Annotated in this window: 19 protein-coding genes and 1 pseudogene; 18 read left to right on the forward strand and 2 right to left on the reverse strand. The window is 68.3% G+C overall.

Features of this window, described 5'->3' with window-relative positions; all coding sequences use genetic code 11:
- Window position 1: 1 nt before the first annotated feature.
- From V5F63_RS03650 to V5F63_RS03675, 6 genes and pseudogenes are all read left to right on the forward strand, one after another.
- Entirely contained in the window at window positions 2-352 is a 351-nt protein-coding gene (locus V5F63_RS03650) for a Na+/H+ antiporter subunit C (RefSeq protein ID WP_209487751.1), read from the forward strand.
- The gene (locus tag V5F63_RS03655) at window positions 349-1,881 is read left to right on the forward strand and encodes a monovalent cation/H+ antiporter subunit D (RefSeq protein ID WP_348634311.1); all 1,533 of its coding nucleotides are present in this window, start codon (window positions 349-351) and stop codon (window positions 1,879-1,881) included. Before V5F63_RS03650 ends, V5F63_RS03655 begins: the two co-directional genes overlap by 4 nt.
- Before the next feature lies 1 nt (window position 1,882).
- On the forward strand, window positions 1,883-2,374 hold the full coding sequence (locus V5F63_RS03660; protein WP_209487752.1) for a Na+/H+ antiporter subunit E: 492 nt from the start codon (window positions 1,883-1,885) through the stop codon (window positions 2,372-2,374).
- Window positions 2,371-2,640 (forward strand): K+/H+ antiporter subunit F, encoded by a 270-nt coding sequence (locus V5F63_RS03665; protein ID WP_394101612.1) that lies wholly within the window; start codon window positions 2,371-2,373, stop codon window positions 2,638-2,640. Before V5F63_RS03660 ends, V5F63_RS03665 begins: the two co-directional genes overlap by 4 nt.
- Window positions 2,641-2,649: 9 nt before the next feature.
- Window positions 2,650-2,976, forward strand: a complete 327-nt coding sequence (locus V5F63_RS03670; RefSeq protein WP_394031035.1) for a Na+/H+ antiporter subunit G — start codon at window positions 2,650-2,652, stop codon at window positions 2,974-2,976.
- Window positions 2,977-3,068: 92 nt separating this feature from the next.
- Window positions 3,069-3,191: pseudogene (locus tag V5F63_RS03675) on the forward strand (transposase); the annotation flags it as partial.
- A gap of 95 nt (window positions 3,192-3,286) precedes the next feature.
- Here the strand turns inward: V5F63_RS03675 and V5F63_RS03680 are convergent.
- Complete coding sequence (locus V5F63_RS03680; protein WP_394101613.1) at window positions 3,287-5,329, reverse strand: molybdopterin-containing oxidoreductase family protein; 2,043 nt, start codon at window positions 5,327-5,329, stop codon at window positions 3,287-3,289.
- A 210-nt stretch (window positions 5,330-5,539) separates the two neighbouring features.
- On the opposite strand from V5F63_RS03680, the gene V5F63_RS03685 reads away from it, so the two are divergent.
- From V5F63_RS03685 to pdxR, 4 genes are all read left to right on the forward strand, one after another.
- Window positions 5,540-6,085, forward strand: a complete 546-nt coding sequence (locus tag V5F63_RS03685; RefSeq protein ID WP_394101614.1) for a dihydrodipicolinate synthase family protein — start codon at window positions 5,540-5,542, stop codon at window positions 6,083-6,085.
- Window positions 6,082-6,300 carry an ABC transporter permease gene (locus tag V5F63_RS03690; protein ID WP_209487757.1) on the forward strand — a complete coding sequence of 73 codons (219 nt, stop codon included), beginning with the start codon at window positions 6,082-6,084 and terminating at the stop codon, window positions 6,298-6,300. The genes V5F63_RS03685 and V5F63_RS03690 overlap by 4 nt, the downstream gene beginning before the upstream one ends.
- 123 nt (window positions 6,301-6,423) lie before the next feature.
- Window positions 6,424-7,134 (forward strand): ABC transporter ATP-binding protein, encoded by a 711-nt coding sequence (locus V5F63_RS03695; RefSeq protein ID WP_394101615.1) that lies wholly within the window; start codon window positions 6,424-6,426, stop codon window positions 7,132-7,134.
- Window positions 7,135-7,220: 86 nt separating this feature from the next.
- Entirely contained in the window at window positions 7,221-8,774 is a 1,554-nt protein-coding gene (gene pdxR, locus V5F63_RS03700) for a MocR-like pyridoxine biosynthesis transcription factor PdxR (RefSeq protein ID WP_394101616.1), read from the forward strand.
- Between the two features lie 79 nt (window positions 8,775-8,853).
- Here the strand turns inward: pdxR and V5F63_RS03705 are convergent, their stop codons facing one another.
- The gene (locus tag V5F63_RS03705; RefSeq protein WP_209487760.1) at window positions 8,854-9,741 is read right to left on the reverse strand and encodes a LysR family transcriptional regulator; all 888 of its coding nucleotides are present in this window, start codon (window positions 9,739-9,741) and stop codon (window positions 8,854-8,856) included.
- 187 nt (window positions 9,742-9,928) lie between these two features.
- Between V5F63_RS03705 and mmsB the strand changes: the two genes are divergently transcribed.
- From mmsB to V5F63_RS03745, 8 genes are all read left to right on the forward strand, one after another.
- Entirely contained in the window at window positions 9,929-10,834 is a 906-nt protein-coding gene (gene mmsB, locus V5F63_RS03710; RefSeq protein ID WP_394101617.1) for a 3-hydroxyisobutyrate dehydrogenase, read from the forward strand.
- 33 nt (window positions 10,835-10,867) lie between these two features.
- Window positions 10,868-12,367: a CoA-acylating methylmalonate-semialdehyde dehydrogenase gene (gene mmsA / locus V5F63_RS03715; protein WP_209487762.1), complete on the forward strand. Its 1,500-nt coding sequence runs from the start codon at window positions 10,868-10,870 to the stop codon at window positions 12,365-12,367.
- A 133-nt stretch (window positions 12,368-12,500) separates the two neighbouring features.
- Complete coding sequence (locus tag V5F63_RS03720) at window positions 12,501-13,712, forward strand: ABC transporter substrate-binding protein (protein WP_394101785.1); 1,212 nt, start codon at window positions 12,501-12,503, stop codon at window positions 13,710-13,712.
- A gap of 271 nt (window positions 13,713-13,983) precedes the next feature.
- Window positions 13,984-14,988 (forward strand): LacI family DNA-binding transcriptional regulator, encoded by a 1,005-nt coding sequence (locus V5F63_RS03725; protein ID WP_394031021.1) that lies wholly within the window; start codon window positions 13,984-13,986, stop codon window positions 14,986-14,988.
- Window positions 14,989-15,129: 141 nt separating this feature from the next.
- Window positions 15,130-16,632 carry an FAD-binding oxidoreductase gene (locus V5F63_RS03730; RefSeq protein WP_394101618.1) on the forward strand — a complete coding sequence of 501 codons (1,503 nt, stop codon included), beginning with the start codon at window positions 15,130-15,132 and terminating at the stop codon, window positions 16,630-16,632.
- Window positions 16,622-18,178: a xylulokinase gene (gene xylB / locus V5F63_RS03735; RefSeq protein WP_394101619.1), complete on the forward strand. Its 1,557-nt coding sequence runs from the start codon at window positions 16,622-16,624 to the stop codon at window positions 18,176-18,178. The genes V5F63_RS03730 and xylB overlap by 11 nt, the downstream gene beginning before the upstream one ends.
- Entirely contained in the window at window positions 18,171-19,268 is a 1,098-nt protein-coding gene (locus V5F63_RS03740) for an ABC transporter ATP-binding protein (RefSeq protein ID WP_394101620.1), read from the forward strand. Before xylB ends, V5F63_RS03740 begins: the two co-directional genes overlap by 8 nt.
- Window positions 19,269-19,318: 50 nt before the next feature.
- Window positions 19,319-20,662: an ABC transporter substrate-binding protein gene (locus V5F63_RS03745; protein WP_394101621.1), complete on the forward strand. Its 1,344-nt coding sequence runs from the start codon at window positions 19,319-19,321 to the stop codon at window positions 20,660-20,662.
- Window positions 20,663-20,796: the final 134 nt, after the last annotated feature.

Raw genomic sequence — 20,796 nt, forward strand, 5'->3', positions numbered from 1 at the left:
CATGGAGCTTCTCCTCGCCGCCGGCATCGGCATCCTCACCGCCGTCGGGCTCTACCTGGTGCTCCGGGCGCATACATTCCCGGTGATCCTCGGCCTCACTTTCCTGTCCTACGCGGTGAACCTCTTCCTCTTCGCCATGGGCCGTCTCACCATCGACCGGCCGCCGGTGACCGTGCCCGATGCGGCCGGCTACACCGACCCGCTGCCGCAGGCGCTGGTGCTGACGGCCATCGTCATCTCCTTCGGCATGACCGCCTTGATCGTGGTGCTGGCACTGCGCGGCTTCCTGGAGACCGGCTCCGACGGCTCCCACCTCGATGCGCCGCGCGGCGACAAGGGAGATGCGCCGTGACGCCCGCCATCTCCGCCCTCGACCACGCCATCATCCTGCCGGTGCTGCTGCCAGCGCTCACCGCCGCTTTCCTCGTGCTTGCGCTGCGCCATCACCTGCGGGGCCAGCGCATCGCCTCCATCGCTGCGACCGGGCTGTTGCTGGCTCTGGCGGTCCTCCTGTTCGCGCTCGCCTCGGACGGGACAGTCCGCGCCTACCGGCTCGGCGACTGGCCGGCGCCCTACGGGATCGCCCTGGTGCTGGACCGGCTCTCGGCAACCATGCTCCTCCTCACCGCCGTTCTGGCCGCCTGCGTGCTGATCTATGCAGCCGGCGGGGTAGACGGGCGCGGGCGGCATTTCCACCCGCTGTTCCAGTTCCAGCTCATGGGCATCAACGGCGCCTTCCTGACCGGCGACGTGTTCAACCTCTTCGTCTTCTTCGAGGTGATGCTGATCGCCTCCTACGGGCTGATGCTGCACGGTGGCGGCCCCGGACGGTTGAAGGCGGGATTCCAGTATGTGGCCATCAACCTGCTCGTGTCCGCCGTCTTCCTGGTGGGCGTCGGCCTCATCTATGCCGTCACCGGAACGCTCAACATGGCGGACCTCGCAGTGAAGGTGCCGCAGGTCCAGCCGGCGGATGCGGGCCTGCTGAAGGCCGGCGCACTTCTGCTCTTCCTCGTCTTCGCCACCAAGGCCGCGCTGGTTCCGCTGCACTGGTGGCTGCCGGCCACCTATGCCGGCACGTCGGCGCCGTGCGCCGCATTGTTCATGATCATGACCAAGGTCGGCGCCTACGCCATCATCCGCGTCTATGGCCTCGTTTTCGGGGCCGGGGCCGGGTCCGTTGCCTTGGCGGCGGCGCCATTCGTGATCCCCGCCGCACTGGCGACGCTGGTGGTGGGGACGGTCGGGCTCGTGGGGAGCCGGACGCTGCGCGATCTCAGCGCCTTCGCGGTCATCGCCTCCATGGGCACGCTGCTCATCGCCCTCGGCCTCTTCGATGTGGAGGGGCTGTCCGCCGGCCTCTATTATCTCGTCCACTCGACGCTCGCCGGCGCGGCGCTGTTCCTCATCGCCGGCATGGTGCAGGAGCAGCGCGGTGCCGCCAGCGACCGGCTGATCCCGGCGCCGGCCATGGGGGGCGAGACGCTCCTAGCCGCCCTGTTCTTCCTCGCCGCCATTGCCCTCGTCGGCCTGCCGCCTCTATCGGGCTTCATCGGCAAGGTGATGATCCTCGAGGCCGTGCGCACCTCCGCCATCTGGCCGTGGATCTGGTCTGCCATCCTCGGTGCCAGCCTCCTGATGACCTTCGGCTTCGCGCGGGCGGGCTCGGTGCTGTTCTGGGCCAGCGGGCCGGTCTCTGAGCCGAAGCCGGTGCCCGCGCTGGCGGGGCTTGCGGCGGTCATCCTGCTGCTCGCGGCCACCATCGGCTGGACGCTCGCCGCAGGCCCGGCCACGCAGGCGCTTGGCCTCACCGCCCGGCAGGCCCTCGACCGCGACGCCTACATCCAGGCCGTGCTGCCGCCCGCCACGCCGGAGAAGTGACATGCGCACACGCCTTCTCCCCCATCCCCTGCTGACGCTGCTCCTCATCCTCGTCTTCATCTTCCTGATGAACGAGGTAACGCCGGGCGTGGTGGTGCTCGGCATCGTCCTCGGTGTCATCATCCCGCTCCTCACCGCGCCGTTCTGGCCAGGACGACCGAAACTGAAGGCGCCGCTGACCATCGCGAGCTACGTGCTGATCGTGCTGTGGGACATAATTGTCTCCAACATCGAGGTCGCATGGATCATCTTGTTCCGGCCGGCCAACCGCCTGCGCACCCGCTACGTGACTGTGCCCCTCGACCTCAAGACGCCGGAGGCCATCGCCGTCCTCTCCGGCACCATCACCATGACGCCGGGCACGGTGAGCGCTGACCTCAGCGCAGATGGCAAGACCCTGCTGGTGCACTGCCTCGACGCCAGCGACCCGGACGGTGCCGTCGCCACCATCAAGGCGCGCTACGAAAGCCGGCTGAAGAGGATATTCGAATGATCGCCATCGCCATCGCCATTGCGGCGGGGGCCATCAGCCTCGCCATCGGCCTCACCCTTTACCGCCTCGCCGTCGGGCCCGACGCCACCGACCGGGTGCTGGCGCTGGATACGCTCGTGATCGAGACCATCGCGCTCATCGTGCTGCTCGGCATCGCTTACGGCACGGGCATGTATTTCGAGGCGGCTTTGCTGTTCGCCATGGTCGGCTTCGTCACCACCGTCGCCTTCTGCAAGTTCCTGCTGCGCGGCAACGTGATCGAATAGGAAGGGCGCATGAACCCGATCGTCGAGGCGCTCGTCGCCGCGCTCATTCTCATCGGCGCCTTTTTCTTGCTAGTGGGTGCCCTCGGCCTCGCCCGCCTGCCGGACATGATGCGCCGCCTGCACGGACCGACCAAGGCGACCACGCTGGGCATCGGCTCCCTGCTGATCGCCTCGATCATCTATTTCACCGCGACACGGGGCGGCTTCTCCGTTCACGAGCTGCTCATCGCCCTGTTTCTCTTCCTCACCGCTCCCGTCAGCGCGCAAATGCTGGCGAAGGCCCATCTCCTGCGCAGCCGGGCGGAGCGGAGCCAGCTCCCGCAACCGACGGAGTGAGCTGCCCCGGGCGTGGCCCCATGAATTCGCGCGCGTGAGCGTGTCGTGATGCAAGCTCCCGCACTGGGAGGTTAACAGATGCCCGTAACGAGCTGACCGACGAGGAATGGGCGATCATCGCGCCGCTGCTGCCGAACAAGCTGCGTGGCGTGCCGCGGGTGGATGACCGCCGAGTGATCAACGGCATGCTCTGGCGCTTTCCGCCTCGCAGCCCTCAACCTCGCTGCAACACCTATCTGGATCACGCGTTATGAGTCCGCCTGCTAGCTCGCCAGAGACACGCACCACACGGCGAACGTCCGCGATCGGCTCATTCCGCGGCCTCGGGGCGGATCAGGCGCACCTCGGTGCCGTGGACGGTGGTGCTCTCGGCGATGTCGCTCTTGCGGCCCGGCACCAAGGCGTTGACGTTGGCATCGCCCGGCGAGAGGCTCGGCCAGCGCCCCTTGTGCATCAGCGCCACGCCCGGAAGGGTGCGGTCCGAGATGGCGACGGCGACCGGCACCCGGCCCTCGCCGGCGGCTAGAACCACCTGATCGCCCTCCGCGAGGCCTTCGCGCGCCGCGTCGTCCGGATGAAGCGCCACGGTCGGCGGTCCGAGCCGGCGCCGGATCACCGGATCATTGCCGTAGCTCGAGTTCATCTGCCATTGGGAGGCGGGGGACAGGATGCGCATCCGGCCATCGGCGGGCGGCGCGTCGGCATGGGCCACCGGCAGGCGCGGCAGGCCGAGGGCGGCCGCCTGCTCGCTCGCAAGCTCGATCCGTCCCGACGGCGTGCCGAAGGTGAGGCCCTCGAACTGCACCTTCGGCTCGGGGAAGACGGTGGCCGTGCCCACGGCGGCGAGATCCGCGAAGGTGCCCTCGAAGGGTGTCTGGGCGAGGAGCCGCGCGATGAGGTCGGCATCGCTCTCGAACAGCTCCGGCTCGGTGAAGCCCATGGCTGTCGCGAGCCGCCGGAAGATCTCCGAATTGGGCAGCGCCGTGCCGGGGGGATCGCCCGCCTTCACCTGCGCCGAGACGGTGAGGTCGAAATAGGACAGCACCAGGTCGTCGCATTCCAGGAAGCTTGCCGCCGGCAGCACGATGTCGGCATAGGCGGTGGTGTCGGTGTGAAACAGCTCCACCGCCACATGGAACAGGTCCTCGCGCGCCAGCGCCCGACGCAGGCGGGCCTGCTCCGGCGAGGAGGCGGCGGGGTTGTTGTTCCAGTTCACGAAGGCACGCGCGCAGCTCGCATCCTCCAGCGTCGCCGCGAGGTCCATGTGGCTGATGGCAGGCGGCGCGTTGGTCGCAAGCGCGGGGCAGGTCAGCGCCGCCATGTCGATGCCGCGCCCGCCGGGGCCGTTCATGTAGAGGAAACCGGCGCCGGGCTTGCCGAGATTGCCGGAGAACGCCACCAGCGCCGCCAGCGCGCGGAAGGCATTGCCGCCGTAGGGCTGGCGCTGAACGCCCTGCCCGAGCCACAGGAGCGACGGGCCCGCACCATAGGCGCGTGCCGCCTCTTCGATCAGCTCCGCGGGCACGCCGCACAGCGTCGCCGCGTGCTCGGGCGTCATGGCGGCGATGGTCGGGGCGAGATCCTCCGCCCCCAGCACGTGGGCGCTCAGGAAATCTGGGTCATCCAGCCCGTCCCGCCGCAGCACATGGATCAAGGCGAAGGCGAGAGCCGCATCGCTGCCGGGCCGCAGCTGCAGATGCAGGTCCGCCGCGCGTGCCGTGTCGTGCGCGATCGGATCGACGGCGATGACGCGCGTGCCCGCCGCCTGCGCGTCCGCCAGCCAGCCCTTGTTCTGGTGCGGCGCCGAGAAGGAGGGATTGGCGCCCCACACCAGGATGGTGCGGGCATCGCGCGCGGTGCGCGGGTCGAAGCCTTCCAGCGAGTTGCCGAAGGTCATTTCCAGCGCGACATGCCCTGCCTTGTTGCAGACGGTGTCGGGGTCGACTTCCGTCGCCCCGAGGCGGTTGAAGAAGCGGATGGGAAACCAGCCGCCCACCAGCCCCACCGTGCCGGTGTAATGGGTGTGGAGGATGGTGCGGGCCGCGCCTTCGGCACTGAGCGCGCCGAAGCGCCGGGCGATCAGTGAAAGCGCCTCGTCCCAGTCGATGGGCTTGAACATCCCTTCGCCCTTGGCCCCGACGCGCCTGAGCGGCGTCGCCAGCCTGAAATCCGGCGCGCGCCAGCTGCCGTTGTAGGCGATGGCGCACTTGCCGCAGAGGGCGCCCCGGGTGACGGCGTGGTCAGGGTCTCCGAGAACCTTCCGGATCGTGCCGTCGCGGCGACCCACGATCATCCCGCAGGCGTCGTAGCAGTCCCTCGGGCAAGTGGTCTTGATGAAGTCCTCGTCCGCCATGGCGCTGGCCGGCCTCGTTCTGGTGAAGGGAAGAGCGGTCGCGACCGCCCGCACCGGCCGGTTCGCAGAGACAATTTATGCGAAAGGCCCCCGGCTCCTAAGCCCTCCCTGAGCTGGTCCTATCGATTTTTCTCAAAGCGGAACCATCGCATGCCTTGTGAACCGCATCGCCCGGGCTCAGGCTTCATAATGAAGACGGAGAGCCGAGGCATGACCAGGATGAATATCGAAGGTGTTGTTCTGTTTTCAGTGACGCCGATCGCGGCCGATGGCTCCATCGACTACACGCGGTGGAAGAAACATCTTGATGATGCACTTGCGGCCGGCATCCACAGCGTCACCCTGTTCGGCAGCACGGGCGCGAACGGCTACTTCACCGAAGCCGAGAAGATGAAGGCTCTGGAAGAGATCGCAGCCCATCTGGGCGGGCGGGTCCCGGTGATGACGGGCATCGGCGCCATGACCACGGCGGAGAGCGTCCGCCTGGCGAAGCACGCGGCCGACCATGGCGCGGATGCGGTGCTGGTGGTGCCGCTCAACTATTGGAAGCCGACCGAGCGCGAGATCATCACCCATTACGAGACGGTCGCCGCGGCCAGCGACCTGCCCCTGTGGCTCTACAACAATCCGCCGCTCGCCGGCATCGATCTCACCCCGGCCCTGGTGAAGAAGCTCTCGTCGATCCCGACGCTGGTGGGCATGAAGGATTCCTCCGGAGATCTGTCGCGCGCCTTCATGGTGCCGCCTTCGGCTTGATCTTCCATTCCTTCCTGTTCAAGTTCTACGATCTGACAGGCGGAGAATCCGGCATCTCGGTGCCGCGCCCCAGCCTGTTCGGGGCCAGCTTCGCCTCCATGAGCAAGACCGCTTTCCTGGTGGGGCCGTTCTACTGGTACGCGCTCGGGCTGTTCTCCGTGATGTTCCTCCTCATGGCCCTGATCGTCTCCTCGCCCTTCGGGCTGGCGCTCTGATCGCGCGCTACGCCACCCGGGTCATCGGCCTGAAGGCCGGCAGCCTCGTCGCCGACATGCCGCCCGATGCTTTCTTCCGGGACCCGGAGGTGATCGACACCCTCGTCGGCAAGGTGCCCCACAATGCTCTCGGTTGATCGCCTCAGCGTCGATATCGCAGGCACGTCGATCCTGCGCGACATCTCGCTCGACGTGGCGGCGGGCGAGATCGTCTGCCTCGTCGGCCGCAACGGGGCCGGCAAGACGACGCTGCTCCGGACCCTCATGGGGCAGCTCGCGCCCCGCGCCGGGGTCGTCCTGTGGCGCGGGAAGGCGCTGGCCGGGCTTCCGCCACACGAGGTCGCCCGGCGTGGCATCGGCTTCTCGCCGGAGGAAAGCGAGGTGTTCGCAAGCCTCTCGGTGGCCCAGAACATCGCCTTCGGCACCTGGACGCGGCCCTCGCGGGAGCGCCCTGCGGCCGACCGCATCGCCTTCGCCTATGAGGTCTTTCCCAAGCTCGTCACCTACATGGCGCGCGGCGGTGCCGAACTCTCCGGCGGCGAGCGCAAGATGGTATCCATCGCCCGCGCCCTGGCCCTCGATCCCGACCTGCTGCTGCTCGACGAGCCGTTCGAGGGGCTCTCGCCCGCCATCATCCCCACCATCGCCGCCGGCATCGCCTCCATCCGCGCCTCGGGGCGGGCGATCCTGATGGCGGAATCCAACGTCCAGCATATTCCCCACTATGTCTCGCTCATCTATGTGATCGAGCGGGGCGAGATCGTCTTCCGCGGCAGCCTGGCGGCCGCGCGGGCGGACCCGCTGGTCCGTCAGGTGGCTTCCGGCCTTGCGTGAGGGGGATTTGGAGCAGGGGGATTTGGAGCAAGTGGATGGCACATGAATTGCTTTTCCTGCCCCAGGGGCAAGGATCGAGCAGGCACATGATTCCACTGCATCTGGACCCTGCCGCGGGCGTCACGCTCCAGGAGCAGGTCTACGACCAGGTCCGCGCGGCCATTCTCGCCCGCACGCTGCCGCCGGGCGCGGCACTGCATTCGACGAGGGAACTGGCCCGCACGCTCAAGGTGTCGCGCAACACCATCGTGCTTGCGTTCGAGCGGCTCGCGAAGGAAGGCTACCTCGTGAAGCGGCCGGGCGCCGGCACCTTCGTGTGCGAGGTGCTGCCGGAGGCCTGCGTCGGCCTGTCCGAATCGCCTATTCCTGAGGCAACGAGCCGCGCGCCGCGTCTACCCGAGCCCGCGGTCGTGCACCCGCCGGTGCTGCTGCGCGCGGCGCCGCTGCGCATGGTGCAGACCGGCCCCAGCGGGATGCAGGTGGATTTCTGGTACGGCAGCGCCAACAGCCGGAATTTTCCGCTCCGTGAATGGCGGCAATTGCTGCTGGAGAACCTGTCGCGCGCCTCCGGCAACCTGTCCGGCTACGGTTCGCCGGAAGGCGCGGTCGAGCTGCGCAGCGCCATCGCCCGGCATGTCTCGGCAAACCGCGCCATTCCGGCCGAGCCGGATCAGGTCATCATCACCGCCGGCGCGCAGGAGGGCTTCAATCTCATCAGCCGCCTGTTCGTGCAGCCGGGGGTGAGGATCGCCATCGAGGACCCCTGCTATGCCGGCGCGGCGCATGTCTTCTCCAGCTTCGGCGGCGCTCTGGTGCCGGTGCCGGTGGATGCGCACGGCCTGTGCACGGAGTATCTGGGGGGCTGCGGCGCGACACTCGCCTATGTCACTCCCTCCCACCAGTTCCCCACCGGGGTCACCATGTCGCTCGGGCGCCGCCGCGAGCTTCTGGCCTGGGCCCGCAGCAGCGGCGCCTATGTGGTGGAGGACGATTACGACAGCGATTTCCGCTATGACGGCGCCCCGCTCGCCGCGCTGGCGGGGCTCGATGCCAATACCTCGGTGATCTATCTCGGCACCTTTTCCAAGTCCGTCGGCGCCGGCATCCGCACCGGCTACATGGTGGTTCCCAAGCAACTGGTCAGGCCCGTGCGGCAAGCCAAGAGCCTCGCCAATTATGGCCATCCCTGGCTCGACCAGATCGTGCTCGCGGACTTCATCGATCAGGGCCGCTTCGCCCGGCACGTGCGGCGCATCCGCCAGACCTACAGCGAGGCGCGGCAGGCCCTGGTGGACAGCCTGAACACCCATTTCGGGCCTGCGCGCATCTCCGGTGCCGATGCCGGCATGCACGTCATGTGGACGCTGCCGGACCATTTCCCGCCGGTGCGCGAGGTGGCGCGGATCGCTGCCGATGCGGGGGTCGGAATCTACACGCTGGAGGCGGCGGGCGCCCACGAGATCGTCCCGTTCCGCTATCCCCGCGCCGTGGTGCTGGGATATGCGGCGCTGACGCCGGAGGCGATCCGCAAGGGCATCGCCCGGCTCGCAACCGCTCTGTCCCGGGCGGGCGTCGACCTCTCCCCCCGCTTCGTGCGGCATCGGCCGAGCGTGCTGGCGGCACCGGGACCGCAGCGATAGCGCGTCCACGCTCCGCCAGCCCGACCGCGCAGGAAGCCGGCGCAAGCCCCGCCGATCGGCCCGGATTTGCCGCGTGCGCCTAGACCATCAGGCGCTGGCTGTGCTCGCGGGTGGTCCGCTTCAGGAACTGCCACACCGCTTGCACGCGGGCGATGCGCTTCAGCTCGGTCGGCATCATCACCCAATAGGTCCGCTGGAAGCTCACCTCGCTGCCCAGCACCGGCCTGAAGGCCTCGTCCTGGCCCACGAGGTAGGACGGCAGGATGGCGATGCCGCCACCCGAAGCGACGATCGCCATCTGGGAGAAAATGCTGGTGCTGCGGATGCCCGGCCAGCTGGACTGAACCAGATCCCAGATCACCGGCAGGCCCTTGGCCGGGCCGCTTTCCTCGATGTAGCTCACGAGGTGGTGGTCCTTCAGGTCCGCAAGGCGCGTGATGGGGGCGTGGGTCGCGAGGTAGGACGGCGCCGCATAGAGACGCAGCGTGTAGTCGTAAAGCTTCGTGATGAGGTAGGGGCCGCGCTCGGGCCTATCGATGGTGATGACGATATCGGCCTCGTTGCGCGCCAGAAGGACCGGGCGGGGCTGAACGATGAGATCGACCCGAAGGTTCGGATGCTGCCGGCGCAGCTCGGCGAGATCGTGCGGCAGCACGCCGGCGGCGTAGCCCTCGGTGCAGCCCACCCGGACGATGCCCGAGACCGACTGGGCGGGCGCCGTCTTCTCCTCGTCCATGCTGAGGAACAGGTCCTCGACGGCCTGCGCCTCCACCAGCAGGTTCCGCCCGCGCAATGTCAGCTCATGTCCCGTGTGGGTGCGGGTGAAGAGGGGCGCGCCCACCGCCAGCTCGAGCCGCTGGATTCGGCGGGCGACCGTGGTGTGCTTGACGTCCAGCCGGCGGGCCGCCTCGGTCAGCGTGCGCGTGCGCGCCAGCTCCAGGAAGAACCGCAGATCGTCCCATTCCATGCCGAGGACTCATGATGTGCAAATTTGCACACTAGCCTCACATCCAGCGGCAGTTCAAGCGGACGGCCTGCGTGTTACCAATTCCCCTGGGTACCGATCCATCGAGCGCAGCGGCGACACCCGCCAGACGCTCAGGCCGACGCAATGCGGAGGCTGACAACGGACGGACCGAGGGAGCGGTAGGTTTATGTCCAGAATTGCCTTTCTAGGCATCGGAAACATGGGTTTTCCGATGGCGTCCAACCTTGTGCGCGCCGGCCACGAGGTTCGCGCATTCGACCCCTCCGCCGGGGCGTTGGAGCGCCTCGCGGCGCTGGGCGCGCGGGCGGCGGAGAGCCCGCTTGCGGCGGCAGAAGGCGCCGACATGGTCATCACCATGGTGCCCAACAGCCGCGCGGTCGCGGATCTTTATCTCGGGCCCACGGGCCTTCTTGCGCGCCTTGAGGGGCGCCCCCTGCTGGTGGACTGCTCGACCATCGCGCCGGAGGTGGCGCGCGATCTTGCGTCCGCTGCCGGGCGGGACGGTTTCAGCATGCTCGATGCGCCGGTCTCCGGCGGCGTGCAGCGCGCCGCCGAAGGCACGCTGAGCTTCATGGTGGGCGGCGCGGATGACGCGCTGGCACAGGCGCGGCCGGTGCTGGAGCAGATGGGGCGGTTCATCTTCCATGCCGGTGGCAATGGGGCGGGACAGGCGGCCAAGATCTGCAACAACATGCTCGCCGCGGTCACCATGGCTGCGACCGCCGAAGTGATGGAACTCGGCGCCCGCAACGGCCTCGACGCCGCCGTCCTCACCGCCATCATGCAGAAAAGCTCCGGCGGCAACTTCTTCCTGGAGCGCTGGCATCCCTGGCCGCACGTGCTGCCGGACTCGCCCTCCAGCAAGGGCTACGCCGCAGGCTTCCAGCTGGCCCTGATGCTCAAGGATCTCGGCCTCGCGCTCGACAGCGCCCGGGCCAACGGCGCCGCCGTGCCCCTGGGGGCGCTGGCGCAGAGCCTCTACGCGCTGCGCTCCAAGGAGGCCGGTGCGCCCGCCTTGGACTTCTCCTGCATCCAGACCCTCTACACGCACCAGAACACACATCAGGCCTGAGTCCGGTCTTCCCCAATCCAAGGAGTTCATCCCGTGTACGGCATCGATCACTACATCGGCGGCACGTTCAGCCGCGGCTCCGGCACCCGTTCCGGCCCGGTGTTCAATCCCTCCACCGGCGAGGAAATCTACCGCTGCAATTATGCCGACCGCGGCACGGTGGACGAGGTGGCCAAGGTGGCCGTCGCGGCCGGCCGGGCCTGGGCCGGCCAGTCGCAGACGCGGCGCCTGCAGGTCATCTTCAAGATGCGCGAACTGGTGATCGCCAACATCGACGCGTTGGCGGAGATCACCGGTCTTGAGCACGGCAAGACCATCGATGACGCGAAAGGCGAGATCGGACGCGCGGTCGAGGCGCTGGAGTTCGCCACCAACGCCCCGCAGGTGACGAAGGGCGAATACTCCGTCAACGTCGGCGGCGGCATCGATACCTTCTCCATCCGCCAGCCGGTGGGCGTGGTCGGCTGCATCGCGCCGTTCAACTTCCCCGTCATGGTGCCGCTCATGATGGGCGCGATGGCCGTGGCCGTGGGCAATGCGGTGGTGGTGAAGCCATCCGAGCGCGTTCCCGGCGCCACCGCCCTTGTCAGCGAGCTGTGGAAGAAGGCCGGCCTGCCGGACGGCGTGTGGAACGTGGTCAACGGCGATGCCGAGGTGGTGGACGCGATCCTGGAGCACCCCTCCATCGCCGCCATCAGCTTCGTCGGGTCCACGCGCGTGGGCGAATACATCTACCAGAAGGGCTGTTCCCACAATAAGCGCGTGGCGGCCTACACCGGCGGCAAGAACCACATGGTGGTGATGCCGGACGCCGACCTCGAAGCCGCCGCGGCCGCCTTCATCAGCGCCGGCTACGGCTCCGCGAGCCAGCGCTGCATGGCCATCTCGCTCCTCGTTGCGGTGGGTGACCAGACCGCCGACCGGCTGCGCGCGCTCATCGTGCCCATGGTGGAGAAGCTGCGGGTCGGGTCCTACAACGACAAGTCCGCCGACTTCGGCCCGCTCGTGACGGCGGCCGCCAAGGCCACGGTCGAAGCCGCTATCGACCGTGCCGTCGCAGAGGGCGCGGAGCTGGTGGTGGACGGCCGCGCGCAGGTCGCCGGCAAGTCCGGCTTCTATGTCGGCGCGTCGCTGGTGGATAACGTCACCACCGACATGCAGATGTGGAAGGAAGAGATCTTCGGCCCCGTGCGCGGCATGATGCGTGTTGACTCGCTTGACGCGGCGATCGAGGTGGTGAACGCGCACGAATACGGTAACGGCGCGGTGATCTTCACCCGCAACGGCCGCGCGGCGCAGCGCTTCTACATGGAGGTGGAAGCCGGCATGCAGGGCGTGAACGTCCCGGTTCCGGTGCCGGTGGGCCACCACAATTTCGGTGGCCTGCGCCGCTCCAAGTTCGGCGACGCCCACATGTTCGGCCCGGACGCCGCGCGCTTCTACACGAAGATGAAGACCATCTCCCAGCGCTGGCCCGAGCCGGACGCCAGCCTCGACCACGCCGTCTCGATGTCCTTCCCAAGCAACGGCTGACCGGCGCGGTCCGCCAGCGTCGAACGAGAGCCGGGGCGGGGAGGCAAAACCCCTCCGCCCCGCATTGGCCGAGGCCGCAAAAGGCCGGGCCGAAAAAAGACAACAACATAAATGGAGGAACGCCGTGAAGCTCATGACTTCCCTTGCCGCGCTCGTCGCGTCCGTGTCCCTGTGCCAGGCGGCCGAAATTTCCGGCAGCGTGGTCAAGATCGGGGTGCTGAACGACCAGTCGGGCGTCTATGCCGACTTCGGCGGCCGCACCTCCGTGGATGCCGCGCGCATGGCGGCCGACGAATTCATGTCGAAGAACAAGAATATCAAGGTCGAGATCGTCTCGGTGGACCACCAGAGCAAGGTGGACGTGGCCGTTGCCACCGCCAAGCAATGGTTCGAAACGGAAGGCGTTGACGCCATAGCAGATCTCACCAATTCGGCGGTCGCGATCGCGGTCAACACCATGGGGCGTGACCTCGGCAAGATCACCTTGATGACCGCTCCGCTCACCACGGCGCTTACCAACGAATCCTGCTCGCCCACCGGTTTCCACTGGGGCTGGGACACCTATTCGCAGTCGGTCGGCACGGCGTCCGCATTGCTCGACCGCGGCGAGAAGGACTGGTTCATCCTCGCCGCCGACTATGCGTTCGGCGCGGCGATGACCGCCGAGCTGGACCGGGTGGTGACGGCGAAGGGCGGCAAGGTCGTCGGCCAGGTGAAGCACCCGCTCGGCGCCAACGACTTCTCTTCCTTCCTGCTGCGGGCGCAGTCGTCCAAGGCGCAGATCATCGCGCTCGCCAATGGCGGCACCGATACCATCAACGCCATCAAGCAGGCCGGCGAGTTCGGCATCGCCGCCGGCGGCCAGAAGCTCGCGGGCCTCGCGGTGGTGATCAGTGATGTGCACGCCCTCGGGCTGAAGGCGGCGCAGGGCCTGATCGTCGCCACCCCCTTCTACTGGGATCACAACGCACAGACCCGCGCCTTCTCGCAGCGGTTCCAGGAGCGCACCAAGCGGATGCCGGGCGTGGTCCAGGCGGCCACCTACTCGGCCGTCTCGCACTATCTCCAGGCGGTCGCGGCCGCGGGCACCGATGACGGCAAGACGGTTGCCGCCAAGATGCGCGCCACACCGGTCCACGATGCCTATGCGCCCAATGGCAAGATCCGTCCCGACGGCCGCATGGTGACGGACATGTACCTCGTGGAGGTGAAGACCCCGGCCGAATCCAAGGGCGAGTGGGACTATTTCAAGGTGCTCGGCAAGATCCCGGAAGGCGACACCGCCGCTCCCCTGTCCGCCTCGCGCTGCCCGCTGGTCAAGGAAGCCGCCAGCCAGGCGAAATAGTCCTCCCGCGACCGGCAGGTGCCCTCTGGCGCCCGCCGGTCGCCTCTCGTCGGATGAGGGCAGGGCGGGCCGTCGCTGGTCGAGCGGCTCGCGACGACGGGGAACCCTATGATGGCCAGTATCGCGCGCCGGCGCCGCCGGCGATGGTCTTGTCCGGCAGGATGACCGGGCCATCGGCGCGCTCTTTTGGCCCGACGACATGCACCGCCTTGCAAAGACGCGCGTGACTGGGGATGGTTGCGCGGGAGAGCTGGCAGGGGGCTCCGGCGGGATGGCGCGGGTGACATTGGCGGATGTGGCGCGGGCGGCGGGCGTCGACATGTCGACGGCCTCGCGCGTGCTCCGGGGCGAGGCGACCCAGCGGGTGCGGGAGGAGACGCGCGTCCGCATCCTCAAGATCGCCGAGGAGATGCAATACCTCGCCAATCCGCTGGCGCGCGGGCTTCGCACCCAGCGCACCGACACGCTCGGCATCGTGGTGCCCCAGCTCGACAACCCGGTCTTCGCCTCGGCCATCCGGGGGGCGGAGCTGGCGGCGGCCGAGCGCGGCTATTCGCTGCTCATCTCCCATCGCGAGCCGGGCGAGACGGCCACCACCATCGCCAAGATCTCCCGCACCAATCGCGTGGACGGCCTGCTCGTGGCGAGCCTCGACGATGACGAGGTGCTGCGTACCGACCTCGCCGCCGCGCGCGTGCCCTTCGTGCTGATGAACCGCATCCTGCCCGGCGCCGCGCTTTCCGTGGTGCTGGACAGCCGCGCGGCGGCGCGCAAGGGCGTGGAGCATCTCACCGCCCTCGGCCATCGGCGAATCGCCCACCTTGCCGGCCGCGAAGGCGGCTTCAATGCCCGCGAGCGCCTGCAGGGCTATCGCGACGGGCTCGCGGCGGCGGGCATCGCGTTCGACGAAAAACTGGTGGGCGTGGCCGGCTACACAGCGGAAGGCGGCACCACGGCCATGCGGGCGCTGCTGCCCCAACACCCCACGGCGGTGCTGGCCGCGACCCTCGTCTCCGCCGCCGGCGCCATGGCGACGCTGCACGAGGCGGGCCTGCGCATTCCCGAGGACATCTCGATCATCGGACTGCACGACGCGCCGGTGGCGCGCATGCTCTATCCGGCCCTCACCAGCGTCGCCATGCCGACCGAGGAGATGGGCCGCGTCGCCGCCGATCTGCTCATTCGCGCCTTGGCGGGGGAAGAGCCTGAGCCCGTCGCGCCGCTGCCGCCCGGCGCCCTCGTGGTGCGTGGCTCCACCGGCCCAGCTCCTCACTGAACATCGCCGCTTGACGCCTCCGGCTTTCTCTGACAGCTTTGAACAAACGATTGTTCAAAATCGATAACGACGACGGGAGGACGCCAGCATGGGAGCCCGCAAGGGACCGCATCGCCGTGCCTCTCGCGCAAAGAGGTGCCAATGACTGGTCCGGCCGCCGTCCAAAGCAACATCACCGAAGCCGCGCGATCCGAACCGTCCGCCGACGCGGGTCTGGCGGAGGCCTTCGCCGCGCTGGTGGGCCGCGACAATGTCCTGGCCGGCGACGAGGACCGCCGCGCCTATGCCCATGACCGTCTGCCCTTCGCCAATTTCCGCGCCCGCACCGGCCGGCTCGCCGGCGTGATGCCGCGCCTCGCGGTGCGGCCCGGCTCGACCGATGAGGTGGCCGCAATCGTGCGCCATGCGCGGGCGAACACCATCCAGCTCATCCCCTACGGCAACGGCTCCGGCGTGCTGGGCGGCGCGATCCCGCTCGCCCGTGAGGTGATGGTGGACCTGCGCCGGCTGGACAAGATAGTCTCGCTCGATCCGCAGAACGCCATGGTCACCGTGGAAGCCGGCATGAACGGCGCGGCGTTCGAGGCGGCGCTGAATGCCGAGGGCTTCACCTGCGGTCACCTCCCGCAATCCATCGAGATTTCGACGGTCGGCGGCTGGGTCGCCTGCCGCGGCGGCGGGCAGGCCTCCAGCCGCTACGGCAAGATTGAGGACATCGTGCTCGGCCTCAAGGCGGTGCTGCCGGACGGCCGCCTGCTGGAGGTGCGCCCGCTCGCCCGCCGGTCGGTCGGCCCGTCCATCCGTGACCTGATGGTGGGCGGGGAGGGCGCGTTCGGCATCATCACCGAGGTCACGCTGCGCATCTGGAAGAAGCCCGAGGTGGAGCGCGGCGTGGTGCTGGCCTTTCCCTCGCTGGAAGCCGCGTGGGAGAGCGCCCGCCTCATCATGCAGGCGGAGCTGCGTCCCACCATCGCCCGCCTTTACGACGCGGCCGAAAGCGCCGAGCGCACGCAGGGGCTGGAAGCGTTCGCGACCAACCCCATCCTCGGCATCTTCGCCTTCTCCGGCTCCGAGCCCATGGTGAGCGTGGAGCAGGAGATGAGCCTCGCCATCGCCAAGGCGCAGGGCGCGGTGGTGGCGCCCGAGGGGCCGTACCATCACTGGAAGGAAAACCGCTACGTCGCCTATTCCCAGAAATGGCAGGCAGCGGGCTATTACAACGACACCATCGAGGTGACGGGAAACTGGTCCGCCCTTCCGGGCCTGTATGCCGCCATCGCGGCGGCGGTGCGGGACATCTATCCGGACATCCATTTCGGCGCCCATTGGTCGCACATCTATCCCGAGGGCGCCTGCCAATACATGACCATCCGCCTGCCGCCCATGCCGGAAGCGGAAGCCCTGCCGCTCCATGCGCGGCTGTGGGAGACGATCCAGTCGCTGACGCTGGACCACGGCGGCTCCATCGCCCACCATCATGGCGTCGGCGTGTTCCGCAACCCGTGGCTGGCGCGGGAGTTGGGCGTCGGCCTCGACGTCCTGCAGGCCATCAAGGACACGCTGGATCCGGGCAACCTCATGAATCCCGGCAAGCTGGGCCTGCGCCCGGCCGCCGGAGCGGTGGACGTGCGCCGTGGCGGCTGATCTCCTCATCGGTATCGATCTCGGCGCGGGGGCGCTGAAGACCAGCGTGATCCGCCTCGACGGCGCGCTGGCGGGCGAGGCGTCCGCGCCCATCGCCACCTCCGCGCCCTATCCCGGCTGGAGCGAGCAGGACCCCCACGATTGGTGGCGCGCGGTGTGCGAGACCGTGCCGCGCGCGCTCGCCGCCGCCGGTGCTTCGCCGCGCGATGTGCTCGCCGTCTCCTTCTCCGCCGGCGCCCATACGCAGGTGCTGGAGGATGCGGACGGCGCGGTGATCCGCCCCGCCATCCTGTGGAACGACCAGCGTTCCGGCCCCGAGACGGCGGACCTGCGCCGGCAATGGGATGCGCGCATCCTGGAGATCGGCGCCAACCGCGCCAATCCCACCTGGACCCTGCCGCAGATGCTGTGGCTGCGCCGGCATGAGCCGGCCGCCTTCGCCCGCGTGCGCCGGCTCTACGTGGCCAAGGACTGGCTGCGCTCCCGCCTCACCGGCACCTGGGAGACCGACACCATCGACGCCGTCGGCACGCTGATGGCCGATGCCTCCACCGGTGGCTGGTCGCCCGAATTGTGCGCCATGATCGGCTGGCCGCTGGAGACGTTGCCGCCCATCGTTGCGCCCAAGACGGTGGTGGGCACCGTGACGGCCGAGGCCGCGCGGCAGATCGGCCTTGCCGAGGGCACGCCCGTGGTGTGCGGGACCTCCGACACGGCGGCGGAAACCTATGGCGCCGGCATGACGGGGGAGGGGCTCGGCGTGGTGAAGCTCGCCACCGCCGCGACGGTCAGCGTGCTCTCGCGCCATCCAAGGCCGGACTTCACCGTCATCAACTATCCCCACATCATGCCGGACCACTGGTATGTGATCGCGGCCACCAATTCCTGCGCCTCGGCCCACAAATGGCTGCGCGACACCTTCTTCAAGCGCGCGGGCGAGGACGGCAGCGCGGTGTTCACCGAGATGGACTGCCTAGCGAGCGCCGTGCGGCCGGGGGCGGAAGGCCTGTTCTTCCACCCCTATCTCAACGGCGAGCGCAGCCCGCATTGGGATCCGCTGCTGCGCGCCGATTTCGTGGGCATGGGCTTCAACCACGGGCCGGGACACTTCGTGCGCGCGCTCTATGAGGGCATCGCCTATTCGCTGAAGGACTGCCTCGTCGCCCTGCGCGCCAAGGGGCTCGACTTCTCCACCGCCCGTCTCACCGGCGGCGGGGCGAAGAGCGCCCTGTGGCGGCAGATCGTGGCCGATGTGCTGGATGTGAAGGTGGAACTGCCGGCGGTGGCGGAAGCCTCCTTCGGTGCGGCGCTGCTGGCCGGCGTCGGTGTCGGGGCCTATGCCGACGAGGCGGATGCGGCGCGCCGCGTCGCCATCGTTTCCACCGCCACGCCCGATCCCGAGCGGGCGGCGCTCTATGCGCGCGGCCACGGCCTGTATTGCGAGATCCAGGCGGCGCTCGCCCCAATCAACCATCGCATCCACGCCTTCGTCGCGGATGCGGGCTCCGGCGCCACGGCGCGCCGGGATGAGGTCACCCATGGCTGAAGTCAGGCTGAACACCGTCCGCAAGGCCTATGGCGGTCAGGTGGCCGTGCATGGGGTGGACCTCCATATCCGCGATGGCGAGTTCGTCGTGTTCCTCGGTCCGTCCGGCTGCGGCAAGTCCACCACGCTTCGCATGATCGCCGGGCTTGAGGAGATCACCACCGGCACCATCGAGATCGGCGGGCGCGACGTGACGCGCCTCGAGCCCAAGGACCGGAACATCGCCATGGTGTTCCAGAACTATGCGCTCTACCCGCACAAGACCATCTACGAGAACCTCGCCTTCGGCCTGAGGATGCGCCGGATGGACAAGGCGGAGATCGACCGCCGGGTGAAGTCCGCCTCCGCCATGCTGGGGCTCGACCCCTATCTGGAGCGCAAGCCCAAGCAGCTCTCCGGCGGCCAGATGCAGCGCGTGGCGCTGGGCCGCGCGCTGGTGCGCGACCCCGACGTGTTCCTGCTCGACGAGCCGCTCTCCAACCTCGACGCGAAGCTGCGTGTACGCATGCGCGAGGAGATCGCCCGGCTGCACCAGGAGGTGGGAACCTCCATGGTCTACGTCACCCACGATCAGGTGGAGGCGATGACGCTCGCCAACCGCATTCTCATCATGCGCGACGGGCATGTGCAGCAGGTGGGCGCGCCGCTGGAGGTCTATGACCGGCCGGCCAACCTGTTCGTTGCGGGCTTCATCGGCTCGCCCGAGATGAACCTCATCGAGGGGCATCTGGAGCGCGGCGCGCTCAAGGCCGGCGGCCTTTCCATCGAGCTGCCGCCGGGGGGCATCGCCGCCGCCGAGGGCACGCCGCTGGTGCTGGGCGTGCGGCCCGAGCACATCGGCGTCGGCGAGGCGCCCGGCGCGCACGCCTTCCAGGTGGCGGTGATCGAGCAACTCGGCGCGCAGACGCTGTGCATCGGCGAGGTGGCGGGCGTGCGCCTGCGCGTGATGCTGGACCGCACCGATGCGGTGCGCAGCGGCACGACACTGCCGATCCAGTTCCGGCCCGGCCGGCTGCATGTCTTCTCCAAGGAAACCGGAGCGCGGATCAACCGCGCCGACGCGGACGTGGGGCGGCGGCCCGCCGCCTGAATTTGCCGAGTGAAAACAAGAACTGAAAACAACACGATCGGGAGAACGCCATGGACGAGATCAAGAAGGACGGGCTGTCACGCCGGACCCTTTTGAAGGGCGCCGGAGCACTCAGCGTCGGGGCATTCGGTGCCGGCATCGCCGCGGGTGGGCTCGCGGCCCCCGCAGTGGTGCGCGCGCAGGGCACCAAGACCATCCGCTTCCTCAACGCCGAGACCTCCATCGACAGCATCCGCGCGCTGAAGGTGGCGGCGGCGGAATACGAAAAGCAGTTCGGCACCAAGGTGGTGGTGGATTCCGTGCCGCTCGATGGCATCTTCACCAAGGTGACGACCTCGCTGCGCGGCGGCACGCCCTATGACATCGCCACCTTCGCCTTCGTCGGGCATGTGCTGATCCTCGCCTCCGAGGGGCAGCTGATGCCGCTCAACGAGCTGACGGACAAGTACAAGTGGGGTCCGAACATCCTGTTCCCGGTGGATGGAAAGGTCTACTGGTATCCCTACGACTACAACCTCGCCTGGATTTATTACCGCAAGGATCTCTACGAGAAGAACAAGCTCGAGGTACCGAAGACCTGGGACGGCTTCCTGAAGAACAGCCAGGCCCTCAATGGCGACGGCACGTCCGGCGCCCTGTTCCCCATCGGCTCGAACGGCGCCACCAACTGGCTCTCCCCCGGCTTCATGTGGGCCGAGGGCGTGAAGCTGTTCGACGACAAGTGGAACATCATCTTCGACAATGCGGACATGGCGCCGCGCGCGAGCCGCTATCTCGACTTCTTCGGTGATCTCTACAAGACCATGCCGTCCGGCACGAGCCAGGCGAGCTTCGGCGAGGTGCTGTCCAACTTCACCTCGGGCAAGGTGGCGCACACCGCCTATGCCGGCCGCATCATCGAGACCATCGAGCGGAACAACCCCGCGCTCGCCGACAAGTACGGCATCATGCCCTACATGGATTCCGCCGGTAAGCATCAGGCGGTGAACCACGGCTATGACGGCTGGGTGGTGCTGAAGACGCCGCAGTCCGACGAGGCCATGAAGTTCATGAAATGGTTCACGGAGAACCAGTACATCAACTTCCTCCACACCGCGCCGCTGCACTTCCAGCCGCCGCGCCTCGATGTCTATGACGATGCGCGCTGGCGGGCTCATCCGCTCATCGAGAAGCACAATGGGGCGGTGGAGATGATGAAGTCGTTCCTCACCGACAAGAACATGATCCTCACCTCCATCGACACGCAGGGCCCCTCGCCCAGCCTGAAGCCGGGCAAGATCTTCGAGGCCTTCGTTTTCCCGGAGATGCTGCAGAACAAGGTGCTGAAGGGCATGTCTTCCGCCGAATGCGTGAAGACGGCGGCCGACCGCATGCGGCAGGTGATCGCCTCCTGACTGCGTCCTGAGGGCTCTGTCCGAAGACGCAAGGCCGGCAGGCTCTGCCCCGATCGTGGTCTGCCGGCCATTCTCCCCCGCTCCGGCCCTCGGGCCGGGCGTTCCTGTCTTGACCCCGAAGGTCAAAGCCGCTC

This window comes from Xanthobacter wiegelii (assembly GCF_043193855.2).
Classification (GTDB): Bacteria; Pseudomonadota; Alphaproteobacteria; order Rhizobiales; family Xanthobacteraceae; genus Xanthobacter; species Xanthobacter flavus_A.

Coding starts and splice junctions, on each gene's coding strand:
- V5F63_RS03670 (WP_394031035.1), top strand. CDS start 2,650: ATGAACCCGATCGTCGAGGCGCTCGTCGCCGCGCTCATTCTCATCGGC.
- V5F63_RS03725 (WP_394031021.1), top strand. CDS start 13,984: ATGGCGCGGGTGACATTGGCGGATGTGGCGCGGGCGGCGGGCGTCGAC.
- V5F63_RS03740 (WP_394101620.1), top strand. CDS start 18,171: ATGGCTGAAGTCAGGCTGAACACCGTCCGCAAGGCCTATGGCGGTCAG.
- V5F63_RS03705 (WP_209487760.1), bottom strand. CDS start 9,741: ATGGAATGGGACGATCTGCGGTTCTTCCTGGAGCTGGCGCGCACGCGC.
- V5F63_RS03685 (WP_394101614.1), top strand. CDS start 5,540: ATGACCAGGATGAATATCGAAGGTGTTGTTCTGTTTTCAGTGACGCCG.
- V5F63_RS03650 (WP_209487751.1), top strand. CDS start 2: ATGGAGCTTCTCCTCGCCGCCGGCATCGGCATCCTCACCGCCGTCGGG.
- V5F63_RS03695 (WP_394101615.1), top strand. CDS start 6,424: ATGCTCTCGGTTGATCGCCTCAGCGTCGATATCGCAGGCACGTCGATC.
- V5F63_RS03745 (WP_394101621.1), top strand. CDS start 19,319: ATGGACGAGATCAAGAAGGACGGGCTGTCACGCCGGACCCTTTTGAAG.
- pdxR (WP_394101616.1), top strand. CDS start 7,221: ATGATTCCACTGCATCTGGACCCTGCCGCGGGCGTCACGCTCCAGGAG.
- V5F63_RS03720 (WP_394101785.1), top strand. CDS start 12,501: ATGACTTCCCTTGCCGCGCTCGTCGCGTCCGTGTCCCTGTGCCAGGCG.
- V5F63_RS03730 (WP_394101618.1), top strand. CDS start 15,130: ATGACTGGTCCGGCCGCCGTCCAAAGCAACATCACCGAAGCCGCGCGA.
- V5F63_RS03660 (WP_209487752.1), top strand. CDS start 1,883: ATGCGCACACGCCTTCTCCCCCATCCCCTGCTGACGCTGCTCCTCATC.
- V5F63_RS03665 (WP_394101612.1), top strand. CDS start 2,371: ATGATCGCCATCGCCATCGCCATTGCGGCGGGGGCCATCAGCCTCGCC.
- mmsB (WP_394101617.1), top strand. CDS start 9,929: ATGTCCAGAATTGCCTTTCTAGGCATCGGAAACATGGGTTTTCCGATG.
- V5F63_RS03680 (WP_394101613.1), bottom strand. CDS start 5,329: ATGGCGGACGAGGACTTCATCAAGACCACTTGCCCGAGGGACTGCTAC.